The 14,625-nt window shown below is 41.6% G+C and carries 18 protein-coding genes; all 18 read right to left on the reverse strand.

Features of this window, described 5'->3' with window-relative positions; genetic code table 11:
* Nucleotides 1-13 precede the first annotated feature (13 nt).
* The gene (locus tag WMO37_RS09390) at nucleotides 14-1,381 is read right to left on the reverse strand and encodes an MATE family efflux transporter (RefSeq protein ID WP_349154866.1); all 1,368 of its coding nucleotides are present in this window, start codon (nucleotides 1,379-1,381) and stop codon (nucleotides 14-16) included.
* 356 nt (nucleotides 1,382-1,737) lie between these two features.
* Nucleotides 1,738-2,322, reverse strand: a complete 585-nt coding sequence (locus tag WMO37_RS09395) for an L-2-amino-thiazoline-4-carboxylic acid hydrolase (RefSeq protein WP_227090057.1) — start codon at nucleotides 2,320-2,322, stop codon at nucleotides 1,738-1,740.
* 119 nt (nucleotides 2,323-2,441) lie between these two features.
* Complete coding sequence (locus WMO37_RS09400) at nucleotides 2,442-4,172, reverse strand: Fe-S-containing protein (RefSeq protein WP_349154867.1); 1,731 nt, start codon at nucleotides 4,170-4,172, stop codon at nucleotides 2,442-2,444.
* Nucleotides 4,173-4,682: 510 nt separating this feature from the next.
* Nucleotides 4,683-5,222, reverse strand: a complete 540-nt coding sequence (locus WMO37_RS09405) for a hypothetical protein (protein WP_227090054.1) — start codon at nucleotides 5,220-5,222, stop codon at nucleotides 4,683-4,685.
* Between the two features lie 237 nt (nucleotides 5,223-5,459).
* Nucleotides 5,460-5,630, reverse strand: a complete 171-nt coding sequence (locus WMO37_RS09410) for a hypothetical protein (RefSeq protein WP_227090053.1) — start codon at nucleotides 5,628-5,630, stop codon at nucleotides 5,460-5,462.
* Nucleotides 5,605-5,928: a dienelactone hydrolase family protein gene (locus tag WMO37_RS09415; RefSeq protein WP_349154868.1), complete on the reverse strand. Its 324-nt coding sequence runs from the start codon at nucleotides 5,926-5,928 to the stop codon at nucleotides 5,605-5,607. The genes WMO37_RS09410 and WMO37_RS09415 overlap by 26 nt, the downstream gene beginning before the upstream one ends.
* Nucleotides 5,929-5,974: 46 nt before the next feature.
* Nucleotides 5,975-6,253: a hypothetical protein gene (locus WMO37_RS09420; RefSeq protein ID WP_349154869.1), complete on the reverse strand. Its 279-nt coding sequence runs from the start codon at nucleotides 6,251-6,253 to the stop codon at nucleotides 5,975-5,977.
* Between the two features lie 114 nt (nucleotides 6,254-6,367).
* Nucleotides 6,368-7,015, reverse strand: a complete 648-nt coding sequence (locus WMO37_RS09425; RefSeq protein WP_349154870.1) for an HAD family hydrolase — start codon at nucleotides 7,013-7,015, stop codon at nucleotides 6,368-6,370.
* Between the two features lie 22 nt (nucleotides 7,016-7,037).
* The gene (locus WMO37_RS09430; RefSeq protein WP_349154871.1) at nucleotides 7,038-7,439 is read right to left on the reverse strand and encodes an HI0074 family nucleotidyltransferase substrate-binding subunit; all 402 of its coding nucleotides are present in this window, start codon (nucleotides 7,437-7,439) and stop codon (nucleotides 7,038-7,040) included.
* Nucleotides 7,423-7,692: a nucleotidyltransferase family protein gene (locus WMO37_RS09435; protein ID WP_349154872.1), complete on the reverse strand. Its 270-nt coding sequence runs from the start codon at nucleotides 7,690-7,692 to the stop codon at nucleotides 7,423-7,425. The genes WMO37_RS09430 and WMO37_RS09435 overlap by 17 nt, the downstream gene beginning before the upstream one ends.
* 160 nt (nucleotides 7,693-7,852) lie before the next feature.
* On the reverse strand, nucleotides 7,853-8,632 hold the full coding sequence (locus tag WMO37_RS09440) for a response regulator transcription factor (protein ID WP_022431974.1): 780 nt from the start codon (nucleotides 8,630-8,632) through the stop codon (nucleotides 7,853-7,855).
* A gap of 28 nt (nucleotides 8,633-8,660) precedes the next feature.
* On the reverse strand, nucleotides 8,661-9,149 hold the full coding sequence (locus WMO37_RS09445; protein WP_022431975.1) for a hypothetical protein: 489 nt from the start codon (nucleotides 9,147-9,149) through the stop codon (nucleotides 8,661-8,663).
* Nucleotides 9,150-9,287: 138 nt separating this feature from the next.
* Entirely contained in the window at nucleotides 9,288-9,776 is a 489-nt protein-coding gene (locus tag WMO37_RS09450) for a hypothetical protein (protein ID WP_022431976.1), read from the reverse strand.
* Nucleotides 9,777-9,823: 47 nt separating this feature from the next.
* The gene (locus WMO37_RS09455; RefSeq protein ID WP_022431977.1) at nucleotides 9,824-10,594 is read right to left on the reverse strand and encodes a prolipoprotein diacylglyceryl transferase; all 771 of its coding nucleotides are present in this window, start codon (nucleotides 10,592-10,594) and stop codon (nucleotides 9,824-9,826) included.
* Nucleotides 10,595-10,615: 21 nt separating this feature from the next.
* Nucleotides 10,616-11,284, reverse strand: a complete 669-nt coding sequence (locus tag WMO37_RS09460) for a YkgJ family cysteine cluster protein (protein ID WP_022431978.1) — start codon at nucleotides 11,282-11,284, stop codon at nucleotides 10,616-10,618.
* A gap of 11 nt (nucleotides 11,285-11,295) precedes the next feature.
* Complete coding sequence (locus WMO37_RS09465; protein ID WP_349154873.1) at nucleotides 11,296-12,558, reverse strand: cation:proton antiporter; 1,263 nt, start codon at nucleotides 12,556-12,558, stop codon at nucleotides 11,296-11,298.
* A gap of 97 nt (nucleotides 12,559-12,655) precedes the next feature.
* Nucleotides 12,656-13,717, reverse strand: coding sequence for an A/G-specific adenine glycosylase (gene mutY / locus WMO37_RS09470; protein ID WP_349154874.1), 1,062 nt, complete (start codon nucleotides 13,715-13,717; stop codon nucleotides 12,656-12,658).
* A 2-nt stretch (nucleotides 13,718-13,719) separates the two neighbouring features.
* Nucleotides 13,720-14,595 (reverse strand): L-serine ammonia-lyase, iron-sulfur-dependent, subunit alpha, encoded by an 876-nt coding sequence (gene sdaAA, locus WMO37_RS09475; RefSeq protein WP_349154875.1) that lies wholly within the window; start codon nucleotides 14,593-14,595, stop codon nucleotides 13,720-13,722.
* Nucleotides 14,596-14,625: the final 30 nt, after the last annotated feature.

The raw sequence follows: 14,625 nt of genomic DNA on the forward strand, positions 1-14,625 counted from the left end.
TACTGCTTCCTCCTCAACTTAATTTTTCCACTCTATTCTTACTGATTTTCTTTAAAAATGCATATCCTGCTGCACAGGCAACAAGTTCTGTTATCGGAAATGCCCACCAAATCAGGGAAATGCCTGCTGTTCCGTTTTTTACAAAAATTGAAAAAATTCCTGCTAGTGGTAATATAATGACAAGCTGCCTAAGCAGTGAAATCACAAGCGATTCAAGACCGCCGTCCAACGCCTGATAAATGCCCTGATAGGCGACATTGATTCCCGCAAAAATAAAACTGATTGAAATAATCCGCATTGCACTGATAAAATACGTTCTTGACTGTCCCGCATTAAACAGCGTGGCAAATGCGTCCGGAAAAATTTCTGTAATAAAAATCCCTAAAATCATCAGTGCCGTCGTGTATATCAGACCATATTTGATTCCGTCCCGGATTCGTTTTTTACTTCCCATTCCATATGCATACGCTATGATTGGCGTAATGGCATCTCTTAAACCAAATGCTAAGAACAATACAAACTGCTGGACTTTATAAAACAATCCGTATGCAGTCTGTGCAGAAGGACTGAACTTCAAAATCAGATTCATGACATACACCATGACAGACATCAGCGCCTGTGCAATGATTGCAGGCAGACCTATTGAATAGATTCCTGCAATCGTTCTGCCATCCGGTTTCATGAATTTTATTCCATGTTCAAATTCCCTATTTAATTTCATATGAAAAATAAATAACAACCCTGCTGATACAATCTGACCGATTACCGTAGCATACGCAGCGCCCTCTACGCCCATTTCAGGAACGGGTCCGATACCATAAATCATTACCGGGTCCAAAATAATATTGACCACAGCACCCACAACCTGTCCGATTGTGGAATAAAGGGAACGCCCTGTTGCCTGTAACAGCTTTTCAAATAATGAAAAGAAAATAATTCCAAAAGAAAGCACACAGCATATTCTTAAATAACTTGTTCCCATTGCAATCACTTCCGTGTCAGCCGTCTGTGATGAAATGTATGCCTTCACTCCAAAAATGCCAAACAACAGACATACCGCACAAATTATCACACCTAAAAACAGACTGTTTCCGGCGACTTTCGCAGCTTTTTTGTTTTTTCCCTCTCCAAGAGTTCTTGCAAGAAGCGCATTCGTTCCCACACCGGTTCCGATTCCGACTGCCACCATAAGCATCTGTACCGGAAATACCAGTGTCAGCGCATTCAAAGCCGCTTCACTCCCCACTTTCATATTGCCGACAAAAGCACTGTCCACAATATTGTAGACTGCCTGCAGTGCCATGGATAAAATCATCGGTATTCCCATCTGCACCATAAGCTTATTTACCGGAATTTCTTTCATTTTGTTACTTTCTGCCATTTTAATCCTCCTTGTTTGCGAAGCAAATGCGACTGCTCTTTGCAGGAGCAGAGGATTTGTCCTCCTTGTTTGCGAAGCAAATGTCTGCTATGTATGCTATGCCCAATAGCTTGCATAGCATGCGCCCTTTGCAGGAGCAGCGGATTTGCCTCTTTGTTTTTTTGCACAAAAAAAGTGTGTAGTTACCGCATAAGTTGGACTTACGCTGATAAGCTACACACTTTTTAATGGCGTTATAGATTTAAAATAAAAAAAAGAGCAGCAAAACTGGATTTACGCTCGTCTGCTACTCGTTCAAGGACTATTATATTTCTGATTTTTAAAAAAGTCAAACAAAAAAGTTTTTATAAAAGAGCTTATTTTTTGAAAAAATGAAAATCACAGCAGTCACCGCCGTAACCTAAGGTTTTTGTCCGCGTAAAACCTATTTTTTTCAAGCCGCCGTATGTCACATCATCGACATCACAGAACAGGCGGCACAGATTTTCACAGCCGTTTTCCACGCAGGCGGTGTGCCACAGGCATTTTTTAATCGTAACATCATAATAATCATTTCCATATGCCTGCGTACTTTCTTGCAAATCGGTTGTACGCATAATTTTAAGAAAGATATTGCTGTAAATGGCATAAAATCCCGGTACTAATTCCATTTTAGCCGTTGAAGCGTGTTTTTTTGCTGCTACTTTATCAAGCATATATTTTCTCATATACTTATATACATCTTCTTCTGAAAAGCCTTCCTCAGACAAGCACTTATGCAACGCTATGCGTGGAAGTATCGTCTGGGCAAGGGTTTTCATCTGATTTTCGGATTTATTTTTTGTATTCTGAATCAATGTATCCAGCATTTTTTCCTGCCTGTCAGATACTGCACATCCCTTTTTATTTCCGAATTCTTCAATTAAAAATGCTTTTATCTGCTTTTGCTGTTTTATTTTCATCGTTATCACACCCCTCTTTTTGTAACTTCTAAAAAAATTCTGTACCATACCTGTATTGTATCATAAAAATAACGGCACGGTATATTCATTTTAAAAATATACCGTACCGCTATTTTACTCTATTCTACCGGACCGCTCCATGAAGAAAACAGTTTTGCATGGCTGTCTAAATCCGCCGTATTTACGGTTATCTTCCCGTCTGCAACCGTATATTGAATATTCATCGGATTACAACCGCCCGCAGTGCCGCCTACACTGTCCATTTTAAATACATTTCCGCAGTTCTGACATACTAATTTGCCGCTTCTCTTCTTGAAATACGCTTTTGGAGAAGGATTGCAGGTCTGACAGGTGTTCAGTGATAATCGTGCTGAGCCGTCAGACGCATTTACGGCAATCATCTGTATATTGGTTCCGTTTGAATCATAATTTACATATAACGGATGTTCTGTCAGTGTACCGATATCTATTGCTAACTGTCCGTTTTCTACGGCAGGCGTTATGTATGACGCAGCTGCGGCGTTTTCTGTCGAAGCTGTACTTTGAGCCGCCGTATTTTTAGAACCTGCACTTTTATCTTCTGTACCCGGTGTAAATTCATGGGTGATTCCGTAAGTCTTTACTATCATTTTGTAATTACAGCCGTTAATAACATCTTCCGGCACATTTATCGTCCATTTTACCGGAATCCCGGTATAAACCGTAATCTCCGGATACGTTCCGAAATCCAGATTGCTTTCCACATACTGAATATCCCCTGACTGCGCTATCACCGCCGTATCAAATTCCGCTGTATTGTGATATCCCTGTGAAATTCTGACCGGATTCATGCCTGCCAGACCCACTCCCTGTGAAAGCATTGCAAGTCCGAGCACCACAATCAGTATCGCGCCTGTCTGCATGACAAGCTTCGTATATTTTTCCCCAAGCGCCGATACAAGGCTTCCAAGCCCCAGCATCAGCGGAACCGTGCCTAAGCTGAACATCAGCATTGCCAGTGCTCCCGATATGGGATTGCCCAAACCGAGTGCAATAATCTGCATAGACTGCATCGGACCGCATGGCATAAATCCGTTTAACAGCCCGACAACAAACGGTCTTTTTTCTGTTCTTTTTTTCTGATTGATTTTTATGACGGACTTTCGCGGGAATCTGATTTGAAGCTTTCTCAATGCCGGAAAAATCCCCAGCATATTGATTCCCATTATCACCATAAATAATCCGGCTGTTATTTTTAATATGCCCTGTAACAGCAGCGGCATTCCACTGCCCGAACCGCCTGTCAAAATCATTCCTGCTCCGCCAAGCACAAATCCGACTGCCGTATACGAAACTACACGTCCTGCGTTGTACAGTACCGAAGGCATGATGACATTTATTCTGGATGAACTTGTATTCTCAGCGTTCCTCGAAGGAATACACTGTGAAAGATGAATCCCGCCGCACATCGCTATACAGTGAACAGATGTTAAAAGCCCTACGATAAAGAGCATGCCATAGCTCATTTGGGAATCGGCAAGCATTGACGGAACAAGTAAATTTAAAATACCAAAATGCTGTAACAGATAATACAGTAAAATAATAACCGCCAGTGTTCCAATCCTTCTAACCCATTTTAAAGAATCTGCCTGCTTTTTATCGATAACTGTATAATCCAGCTTCTCAATAATCGCAGCAATACGGTTTAATGTCACTATTTCCGGATTAAATTCTATTTCAGCCTGTCCTTTGCTATAAGAAACCTGCACTTTAGAAATTCCTGCTGTATTCTTTAATTCCTGCTCTATTTTATTCTGACAGTTAATACAGGTCATGCCATCGATAATAAGAACTTTTCTTTCCATTCCCATGTTTCATTTTCCTTTAATATTACCGGTTAAAATATACCCCTGTGGGGTATTAATATCGCAGATAATTATATACACCAATGGGGTATTTGTCAACAAAATTTTAATTGCACACTGTTTTGTCCTCTGTAAATACCGGTAAAAAATCAAAAACCGCCATAAGAAACAGACAGCTTAAGGTGACTATTTCTTTGGCGGTATTTTTTATAAATAAAGGATTACTCCCGTACCTTTAAAGCTTGATTTGTGCCATACGTTCAGCATGTGTCGATAGGGTAATTGAGATGCAATCTGCTCTACAGTAAAACCATTTATGTTTAGTTTTTCATCTATTGTAAGTTCCTTGGATAACAGTGCTCCCAGCAGACGGTGCAGTTCATACGTGTCATCATGTTTCGGCAGATTTTACATCTGGAAAATGGACAAAACCTCCAAATTTTCCGTATGCTTTGAGCTTTAATCGCATATCTAAGCGATTTTTCGTCCATAAATACATATATTTTTGATTTTATACTAGCGGTTCAATTCAATATAATCTATTGCCTGTTTCCACCCATGACCAGGCGCATCATCGCCCCAATACCTGCTGGTTATCTCATCCAATTCGTCTACACACTTTTGCAGCTTTTTTATATTGGCTTTGCGCTCCTCCCGCGTTATAGTTTTCAAGCTTTCATTCTTTACTTTATATGCCATGCTTTGTAAAAAATTAACAATATCAAAATATTCCTCTGAATCTTCAAATCTCGTGTCTCCGGGAAAGCAGTCAATTACCTTTTCAAAAGCTGTTTTCATATCTTCTGCCCCTGCCTGGCTTAATGTCTCAGCAATATAAGGTACAAATTGCACCATTTCGCACATTATAAACCACCAGCCTTCGTATCTCCAATTTCCAATCAGATTAACAAGAATATGTAAATGAACTAACTGTGGCGTAACCAGATTCTTTATATCCAATAGTGAACCTTTCTCCCATAAACAATCTGATTTCACTGCAAGAACACTCTCATCTATATCTTTAACATCACCATAGAACTCTTTTATCGTAATCATATAATTTTACCTTTCGTACAGAAATTTTAATAATTAACATTATATATGCCTAATCTATCTCCCTCTCAACAACCACCTCACAATAGACGGTTTTATTTCAAAGGTTTCACAAAGGTCTGCCAGTACATGCGGATAGCAGTTTGCCATGCCAATTCTTATTATCTTAACCAGTTTATTATTTCTTTTTCAGACTGTTCAAACGCCGCCATACATTCCTTTTTGTGTTTCCCAAAGCTTTTATACATCATGCCGACAAGCGGAATCATGCGGTATAATCTCCGGCCACGCTTCGTCTGCACCTCCCGCAATCATCAATATTCTTGCATTTGTCTTTTTGATCTCTAAATGTGCTTTTTCTTCCGCCGCCTTATCCTGATAAGCTTCATAATACGCAAGCCACATGCCCATAACTTTGTGCGAAACGCTTTCTGTTTTGTAGTATTTTGAAGCCTTTCATTTCCAGCGGACATCTGTCGGGCGTGTCCGGAAGCCCCTCTGCGCCAAACAATGATACGGCTAAGCCGGTGAATCCATAATCCGCAAACCGCTCTGCTATTTTAATCCCCGGAAGAAAGCTCTGCTCTCCGCCCATAATCACAATGACTGCTTTGCCGTTGGTCTGCTCCGGTTCTGCAAGATGTCCCACAAGACCATGTTCCTTCATATTAAAATTTATATGTTTTAATTTTACTGCTGTCTTCTTCATGCTTTCTTCCCCTTATCTCATATCATGCGTTGGCTGTCCTGCCCCTTTAAATGTCCTTTCCAATAATTTTTCCAGTCCCAACCTTGTGTCCGCCCTCCATAATCGAAAACGTTGCTCCGACACTGACCTCACTATAATGATACTCCTCAAATGTAAATTTTATAATCGCCGGAATCGGAACATCAAATCGGTCAGCCTGCAATTCAACAAATGTAATTCCCCAGTAATTTCCCGCGTTATCAAAAACAGCATCGGGTCGGTATCCCACTTGCGGCAGACTGCTTCGCTGTCCGGCATAAAAAAAGACTTCTGCTAATAAGTACATGGTGTGTTTCTCCGTTTACTTTTTCTGTTGTATAAAATAAATAGTGTTTGTAAATTAAGTAATTATTCATTTACCTATTCTATATCTGAAATCGTGCCGATAAAAAAACTTTCCTTATACAATTTCCAATAATTCGCTTATGTCATCAATTACCCAATCTGCTCCCGCCTCTAACAAACTATTTTTGCCTGAAACCCCATAGGTTACTCCACATGTATACACACCTGCATTTTTGCCCATAAGTATATCAAATGGCATATCCCCAACGACTAAAGTGTCCTGTGCATTATATGACAACTCATTTAATGTCTTTTTTACCAGTTCTGCATTAGGCTTATGCAAAGTAGTATCTTCTGCTGCTAACAAATACGAAAAATATTTTGCAATGTTCATGCTTTCAAGAAAACCAAGTAATGAATCTCGTCCTCTTGAAGTAGCAATTGTGCAAACAATACCTTTTTCATTTAATCTGTTTAATGTTTCAATCATATTAGGAAATAATAACGGCGGGATTGTTTTCTTGGTTTCATCAAAAATTTCACGATATTTTTTCATACATAAATCAATCATATCATCTGACAATTCCGGACATAACTTCTGAAATCCTATTTTTGCTGACATACCAATTGTATCGGCACAAGCCTGTTCTTCTGCCACATCTAATCCCATCTGACGTAATGTTTCCTGTTTTGAAACTACAATCGTCTTTTTGGTATCCATTATCGTTCCATCAAAATCAAATATTATAAGTTTTATATTCATAATTTGTATACCTGTTTTCCCTCTAATCCCCTAGTTTTTTCACGACTTCCTCAAACTCATAAAACAAATCAATATACTTTTCAACAATTGTATTGCAGTGCTTTTTTACAATTTCACAATCATAATCATGCGCAAGTTCATTTCTCACTTTTAACATATCCATCCATGCATCATCTGAAATTAAATTTGCCTTAAAAGCTTCCCGCAGGACTACCCTTGGCGAGCCTGCCACAAAACCTGTTATCGCGTAATACTGCACCAGTATATCTTTCATAACCTTCCATGACAAATCAAATGTTATACTAAATTTAGCACTTGTCCCACTTAATACAAAAGAATCTGATAAATCTCTTTCCCTTGCCTCCGACAACGCCTCCAGTGAATTACAAAAAGATTTAAAACGTCTGCTAAATTTTTCGTCCATATTGCTTAATATCCTCCAATAACAATTCATTCCTGCAAGTATCCATATTTAATAAATCCACGCTGTAAAGTGTCGGCAGTTCTTCTATTTTTTCAACAAGTTCGTCAAAACATTCCACTCCTGACACCGCTATATCAATATCACTGCGTTCTCTGGCTGTCCCCTTTGCCCTTGAACCATATAAAATCACTTCATCTGCATGAAAATCCCTGCACAGCTTTGAAACCTCACATATCACTTCATCTGCTTTCATCAAAATCACCTGCCCAATATTCTTATATCCTAAAACATGTACTGTATCTTTAATATATATTATCAAAAAAAAGCAATTCCGTATAGCAGAAATAATAACAAGCGGTCAGTCAAGTCAAGTGACAACGGTGAACTGACCGCTTGTTATTATTTACCATTATTTACATATTCCGCAGTTCCTCCCGGCTCCCTATCTCCAGTTTTTCAAAAATATGCTGCATATGTTTTTTGACTGTCGTTTCGGAAATGACCAGTTCTTCTGCAATTTCCTTATTAGAGCGCCCGGAACATGCCAGTCTTGCGACCTCTGCCTCCCTCTGGGTCAGTCCTTTGTTACGGAACGCATAATAAATCTGTTCTGCCGTTTTATCCCGCTTATCCGTATTTTGTCCGATACCGCTTTCATATCTACCGGCTGTCGATTCCTTTACCTCTATGGCACTTTCTTTTAAGACCTCCTTTTGTGCATATTCTTTTTGTATATTTTTCATATTCTTTTCTTGTAGGACACTGCCCTCTTGTTCACAATCCTCCCGTATACTTTCACTTTCCTCCGTCACATCTCCCACCGGTTCATCTTCCTCCGCCGGCTTTTCGGGCTTTAAAAGGATATATAATATCAGGCTGTACAGCAGCGGACGACAGTTCAGTGCAATATCCGCGAGCAGATTTTCATAGCCTTTCGGCTGGTTTAAGCGGGCAAATAAAAACAAAAACGTTGCAATATATCCCGCTGTAATGATATTTTTACAGAACGTATTCCTCCACGAGCTGCGGCTGTCCGTGTTGAATACTGCCGGTACTGAAAACAGCAGACTGCCGGAAAACACTGCTGCCAGCGCTTTCCAGTCCAGCAGCAGTCCGATTTTGAATTCTGACAGATATGCCACCATCAATACATACAGTATCACTGTTGCAAATTTCACAATAAATTTTTTCATACGAATCCTCATTTCGCAGGCATTTTTGCTACTTCTGTATGTATTCAATCTTTTTACGCTGTAATACTGCGGATACCGGCAGTAACAACAGGCTGAATACCAATGCATACATCAATGGAAGAATTGCAACTGCAAAATTATTGCCAAAAACCTGCATATATTCCTGCGCACTGTACTGCACGGCATCCGGCATAACCTGTACAACAACCACAAATGAAAACAGACTGATAAATACACCTGCATAAATCAGCAGCTTTTGAACCAGCTTTACTGCTTCAATACTTTTATTCAGCTGTAATAATGTAACTTCCGAATTCTTGTGCATAGAGATTGCAAGCCCTTTGCCAAAATCTTTTGCAAATCCCGAAATGCATACAGCCGGAATTACAAGCAGTGCCAAAAAAATGAGTCCCGGCAGGTCTATAAAATATCCAATCATGCTAAAAGACCCCTGACTTAAAAATACCATACAAAAAATTGCTGCAACAACTGAAAGAACAGATACAACTGTAACCATAACTTTCTCCTTTCTGCCGCTTCCTGCGGCGGTTGATTTATTTTGTTTACACCTTTTATTTATCAAATCCGGCTGAAAATAAAAATACTACCATAGACGAATCCTGGTAGTATTTTTAGTAGTATCTTTATTTTTTGCCTATTTTAAGCCTTTTTTCATGCGTTCAAGCTCCTCATCCAGTGAATCCTGTGTTGAATCTTCACCGGCTGCATCTTTCTTTTTCCCCTTATGCTTTTCTTCCTTATATGCATCGGAGAATAAGACCTTTGCAACAAATCCTGCTCCGCCAAAAATCAGCACGAGCATAATAACCCATTCATACATTGATATTGAAACCATGTAAATATTTGTATTTAAAATAATGGATGCTACAATCAAAATAACACTCAATGCCGTAAACAACTTCGATGCAAAAGAGGCTCCGCTTGCGAACATCCATATAATACCGATAATAAACGGAATCATAATCATCCCCGAATTCAGACGGACACCACCAAGCATAATTGTTCCGCCGTAACCGAACCAGCCGGACGATACAACCACTTTCTGGGATAAAATAAACAACCCCACAATCAACATAACAACTCCGGCTACAAACTGTTTTAATTCATTTTTTGCACTTTTCATACACTACCCCTTTTCTCCTTTGAAATTTTACTCCGTATCCTGTTCTTTTACTTTACCGGATTCTTTTTTCTATGGTAAACCATCAGCGTTACCCCAAGCGCCACGATAAAAACGGAAATAAACTGGGAGGTGGACAAAAATCCGACCGCCCCGCGGTAATCATTTCTTAAAAACTCAATCAGAAATCTTCCGATACCGTACAGCAGTAAATAAATACTGCCGATATCGCCTGTTATCAGCTTTTTCTGCTGATATAAAAAACGGTGTGCAATCCATATCAGGATTGCGGCAATCAAAAAATCCCCTGCTGCTGAAAGAAGCTGTGTCGGAATAAGCTTTATGCCTGACGGCGCCATGCTGTCTGCGGGAAATGTAATGCCCCATGCGGCGGTTGTTTCCCGTCCGTAACAGCAGCCTGCCAAAAAGCAGCCGATTCTGCCAAAACCCTGTGCAAGTGCCACTTCCGGCATGATTAAATCAAAATACTCCAAAAATACGAGTTTTTTTACTTTGCAGTAAATCCACGCCGCAAGCACCCCCGCAATAATGCCGCCGTAAACAACAAAGCCCTCAGACCCCAAAACCGCAAGCGGGTCTTTTAAGAAATCCTTAAAGCTTACAATCACATACAAAATCTTTGCGCCTAAGAATCCGCCGATGATCGCAAGAATTGCGATATCAATCACGGATTCGTCTTTCAACTCCAGCTTTTTTGCCCGCTTACACCCAAGCACCAGCGCCAGAAGAAATCCCAGTCCAATCATAAAGCCATATCCGCGTACATGAAAATTTCCGATTTGAAACAAGTCGATTTTCATTGATGTTTCCTCTCTTTCCGGCTAGTCCATTGCCAAATCCTGTCTTGCTTTTTTCATGCGTTCTTCAAACTGCACATAAAAATCGCGTCCGTCATACGGCAGTGCAAAGAAGCTTTTTAAAATATACATTGTTAAAATTCTGTTCTGCCCTTCATCCAGTCCCTGCTGTGCCGCCTGAATTTCCTTTAAAAAAGCATGCCATGTCACAAGAAATGCGTTATACGCTTCTAAATCCGGCGTATCCAGCCACTTTTTCACCTTGATTTTCGTGAGATTGTGCTTGTGGCACTCGTCCTTTTGCAGGATATACTGAAAATGTGTGTCGTCCTGCCAGTATCTTCCCAGCGGAAACAGCCGGCAGATACCCGGTCTTGCACCGTGAATCCGGCAGCGCTGCTGTTCATTTAAAAATGTACAGGTTTCGTTTTCCCCTGCCATTTTCAGATTCGGTAGAATCACGCCGTCTACGACATTTAATGCCAGATGTTTCTCCACCAGACTTTCAAACGGCATCTGAAGCTGTCTTGTCAGACGGCAGATATCATACGGGTCTAACACAATCGAATCTCCCATGCCGTGACAGCATACGGAATTGCAGCCCTGACACTGATTCGTATCTGTCTTTACCATATCATTTTCACTATATAACTTTCCATCGGAAATTTCTTCCAGACTGCAGTTTCTAATCATTCTATTTTAACCTATCCAAACAGATTCTTTCTCAAATCGCTGATCTTTGTATGATATGTGGAAATGCTTTCTGAATCCGGTATGTAATTGTTTGGACCTTTCTTAAATACTATTTTTAACAAAATCGGTGTGATAATCGTTGTAATAACAACCACGATAACAACCGGTCCCATAAAGGCACTGCCCATCATGCCGAGTGCCGCACCTTTGCTGGCTACAATTAAGGCGACCTCGCCTCGTGAAATCATGCCGACACCGATGCGCTTACACTGATACGGCTTGTATCCGCATATCTTTGCACCGAGTCCGCAGCCAATAACTTTGGTCAACACCGCTACAATAACTAATACAACGGTAAATGCAATAATCGTTCCTGTCATATTCGGCAGTTCTACCTTCAGTCCGATACTTGCAAAAAATACCGGTGAGAGCAGTAAAAATGAAAGGGTGTCAAAACGGGACTGGATAAATTCAGAACGCTCTGTATTGGAAATAATCAGACCTGCAATATATGCACCTGTAATATCCGCAACACCAAACCACGCTTCTGCCACGTAAGATATTAAAAGGCAGAATACAAAAGCTATGATGGCATGTCTGTGACGTCCGCGGTCAGCGCTTTCAATCCATTTTTTATAAAACTTGTAAAATACAAAACCCACAACACCTGCAAATACAAAGAATAATACAACCTTTAACAGTACAACCGCTACATTCACCGATTCATCTGCAAGACTTGTAATAATTGTCAGAGCCACAATACCTAAAATATCATCAATAATGGCAGCCCCTAAAATCGCGTTGCCGGAATGAGTTTTTAATTTGCCCATTTCCTTTAAGGTTTCAACCGTAATGCTGACAGAAGTTGCCGTCAGTATAACGCCGATAAATGCATTCTGAAGCACAACGCTGCATGAGGCATCCGAATCAATAACACCCGGCTTGTTAAAGAAATATGCAACGGCAAATCCACCGATAATCGGCACGATAACGCCACAGAGTGCAATAACAAATGCAGCTTTTCCGCTCTTTTTCAGCTCTTTAATATCTGTTTCCAGTCCGGCGCAGAACATCAGTACGATAACGCCAAGCTCCGCTACATTACTTAAAAACTCCGTTTCCGTAAGCAGCCCCAGCATAGACGGTCCTAACAAAAGACCGGCAAGCAATGAGCCGACAACCTGCGGCATCTGTACACGCTTCGTCGCCAGCCCCAATACCTTTGTACAAAGCAGTATCACTGCCAAATCCAGTAAAAACTTGTAACTTTCCATCGTTACATCCTCCAAAAAATTTTCTTCCTATTATAAATGTATGTTAATAGCGATATAAACTTTATACTCCACTTACCGCCCAATGTCAACAAATTTCTCACAATGGCCGGTTTTGTGTATACACTTTTTTGAAGGCTGTCGGCAGTGCATATTCCTTTTCCAAAGCCTGCTCTGTTATCCACGTAAAATCCGAATCCGGGGCTGCTTTTCCACATTCGATAAGATAACTGTCCATATGCCACTCGATATGTGTGAAAATGTGGCACACCGGACTGCCTTTTTGTATCCGACAGTCCGTGATTCCACACTTTTCAAGCCACTTTTGAATTTGCGCTATATCTGCTTTTCCCGAAAGATTCGGCAGTTCCCACATGCCACCAAGCAATCCGTTCTTGGCTCTTTTTTGCAGTGCCAGCCTGCCCGCATGTATCATTAAAAGCACGGTCTTTTCTTCGATTCTGCGCTGTGCTTTCTTTTTCTTTACGGGATACGCTGGCTGTGTGCCCGCTGCACAGGCACTGCATAAGCTTTGTAGCGGACATTCCGTGCATCGCGGTGTACCGTTTGGCATGCAGACAACTGCGCCCAGTTCCATCAGGCTCTGGGTAAAGATACCGCACTTGTCCACAGGATAAATTTCCTGCAATGCCGCTGTGATTTCATTTTTAAATTTTGTATCGGAAATTTCTCTGGAATCTGCCGTCAGACGTGTCACCACGCGAAGCACGTTTCCGTCCACCGCCGCATAAGGCTTATTCCATGCAATCGAAGCGACTGCTCCCGCCGTATAAGCACCGATACCCGGCAGGGACAAAAGCTGTTCATATTCGTTTGGGAAAATGCCGTTATATTTTTCACAAATCTGCTGTGCGGCTTTCTGCATATTTCGCACCCGCGAATAATATCCAAGCCCCTCCCACATTTTTAAAAGCTCCTGCTCCGGTGCCGCGGCAAGTGCCGCCACATCCGGAAAACGCCGTAAAAAACGCTCGTAATACGGAATCACCGTATCCACTCTTGTCTGCTGCAGCATAATTTCCGATACCCACACGCGGTAAGCATCGGTATTTTCACGCCACGGCAATACACGGGCATTTTTTTCATACCACGCAAGAAGCGGTTCTGTAATTTGTGACAGTTGTGTTAAATCAAGAGGCATAGTTACTGTTCTCCGTCCATTTTTTCGCGTACCTTCTGCGCCGAAGGAGTTGTTGCAAGCCCGCCTTCGCTCGTTTCCTTTAAACATGCCGGAAGCGCATTGCCGATACGGCGCATCGTATCAATGACTTCATCGGGTGCAATCGCACTGCAGATACCCGCCAGTGCCATCTGCGCACTGGTGACAGCATTGACCGCACCGGCTGAATTTCTTTTAATACACGGCACTTCTACCAGTCCGCAGACCGGATCGCAGGTCAGCCCCAGCATATTTTTTAAGGCGAATGCCATGGCATTGACAATCTGTTCATCGTCGCCGCCCTGCAAATAAGCAAGCCCTGCCGCCGCCATGGCGCTTGCCGAACCGATTTCTGCCTGACAGCCGCCGGACGCGCCCGCAATGCTTGCATTTTCCGCAATCACCGCGCCGATTCCCGCCGTCAGATACATCGCTTCCACCATTTTTTGTTCCTCTGCCCGGAAATATTCCTGATATGCCAGAAAAACTGCCGGAATCACGCCGCATGCACCGGCCGTCGGTGCAGCAACAATCCGCTTCATGCAGGCGTTGGACTCGCCCATTTTGACTGCCTTTTCCATGACAAGCCCAATGTATTCTCCCGCAATATTTTTTCCTGCCGCATTATAGCAATGCAATTTTTCGCCGTCGCCGCCCGCCAGTCCACTTGCCGATTTTAAATCTTTATCATACGCGCTGTCTGCCTGCTTCATCGCTTCATACATCCGGTGCATCGTTTCAAAGGACTGCTCTTTTGTAACCTGCCGTTCTTCCATATCCGCCCGGCATACAACCTCCCACAAAGGTATCTGATATTCCTTTGCCAGATTTAATAAATCCTGAATTGAATGATAAATCATATACTCTCCATTCCGCATTGTTTTTTGTAT

Origin of the sequence: Lachnospira intestinalis (genome assembly GCF_040095895.1) — a bacterium.
Taxonomy (GTDB): domain Bacteria; phylum Bacillota; class Clostridia; order Lachnospirales; family Lachnospiraceae; genus Lachnospira; species Lachnospira intestinalis.

What these genes read in the sequence shown, in the direction of transcription:
- WMO37_RS09390 (WP_349154866.1), bottom strand. Translation starts at nt 1,381, where the DNA reads ATGGCAGAAAGTAACAAAATGAAAGAAATTCCGGTAAATAAGCTTATG.
- WMO37_RS09395 (WP_227090057.1), bottom strand. Translation starts at nt 2,322, where the DNA reads ATGAAAATAAAACAGCAAAAGCAGATAAAAGCATTTTTAATTGAAGAA.
- WMO37_RS09400 (WP_349154867.1), bottom strand. Translation starts at nt 4,172, where the DNA reads ATGGGAATGGAAAGAAAAGTTCTTATTATCGATGGCATGACCTGTATT.
- WMO37_RS09405 (WP_227090054.1), bottom strand. Translation starts at nt 5,222, where the DNA reads ATGATTACGATAAAAGAGTTCTATGGTGATGTTAAAGATATAGATGAG.
- WMO37_RS09410 (WP_227090053.1), bottom strand. Translation starts at nt 5,630, where the DNA reads ATGGGCATGTGGCTTGCGTATTATGAAGCTTATCAGGATAAGGCGGCG.
- WMO37_RS09415 (WP_349154868.1), bottom strand. Translation starts at nt 5,928, where the DNA reads ATGAAGAAGACAGCAGTAAAATTAAAACATATAAATTTTAATATGAAG.
- WMO37_RS09420 (WP_349154869.1), bottom strand. Translation starts at nt 6,253, where the DNA reads ATGTACTTATTAGCAGAAGTCTTTTTTTATGCCGGACAGCGAAGCAGT.
- WMO37_RS09425 (WP_349154870.1), bottom strand. Translation starts at nt 7,015, where the DNA reads ATGAATATAAAACTTATAATATTTGATTTTGATGGAACGATAATGGAT.
- WMO37_RS09430 (WP_349154871.1), bottom strand. Translation starts at nt 7,439, where the DNA reads ATGGACGAAAAATTTAGCAGACGTTTTAAATCTTTTTGTAATTCACTG.
- WMO37_RS09435 (WP_349154872.1), bottom strand. Translation starts at nt 7,692, where the DNA reads ATGAAAGCAGATGAAGTGATATGTGAGGTTTCAAAGCTGTGCAGGGAT.
- WMO37_RS09440 (WP_022431974.1), bottom strand. Translation starts at nt 8,632, where the DNA reads ATGAAAAAATTTATTGTGAAATTTGCAACAGTGATACTGTATGTATTG.
- WMO37_RS09445 (WP_022431975.1), bottom strand. Translation starts at nt 9,149, where the DNA reads ATGGTTACAGTTGTATCTGTTCTTTCAGTTGTTGCAGCAATTTTTTGT.
- WMO37_RS09450 (WP_022431976.1), bottom strand. Translation starts at nt 9,776, where the DNA reads ATGAAAAGTGCAAAAAATGAATTAAAACAGTTTGTAGCCGGAGTTGTT.
- WMO37_RS09455 (WP_022431977.1), bottom strand. Translation starts at nt 10,594, where the DNA reads ATGAAAATCGACTTGTTTCAAATCGGAAATTTTCATGTACGCGGATAT.
- WMO37_RS09460 (WP_022431978.1), bottom strand. Translation starts at nt 11,284, where the DNA reads ATGATTAGAAACTGCAGTCTGGAAGAAATTTCCGATGGAAAGTTATAT.
- WMO37_RS09465 (WP_349154873.1), bottom strand. Translation starts at nt 12,558, where the DNA reads ATGGAAAGTTACAAGTTTTTACTGGATTTGGCAGTGATACTGCTTTGT.
- mutY (WP_349154874.1), bottom strand. Translation starts at nt 13,717, where the DNA reads ATGCCTCTTGATTTAACACAACTGTCACAAATTACAGAACCGCTTCTT.
- sdaAA (WP_349154875.1), bottom strand. Translation starts at nt 14,595, where the DNA reads ATGATTTATCATTCAATTCAGGATTTATTAAATCTGGCAAAGGAATAT.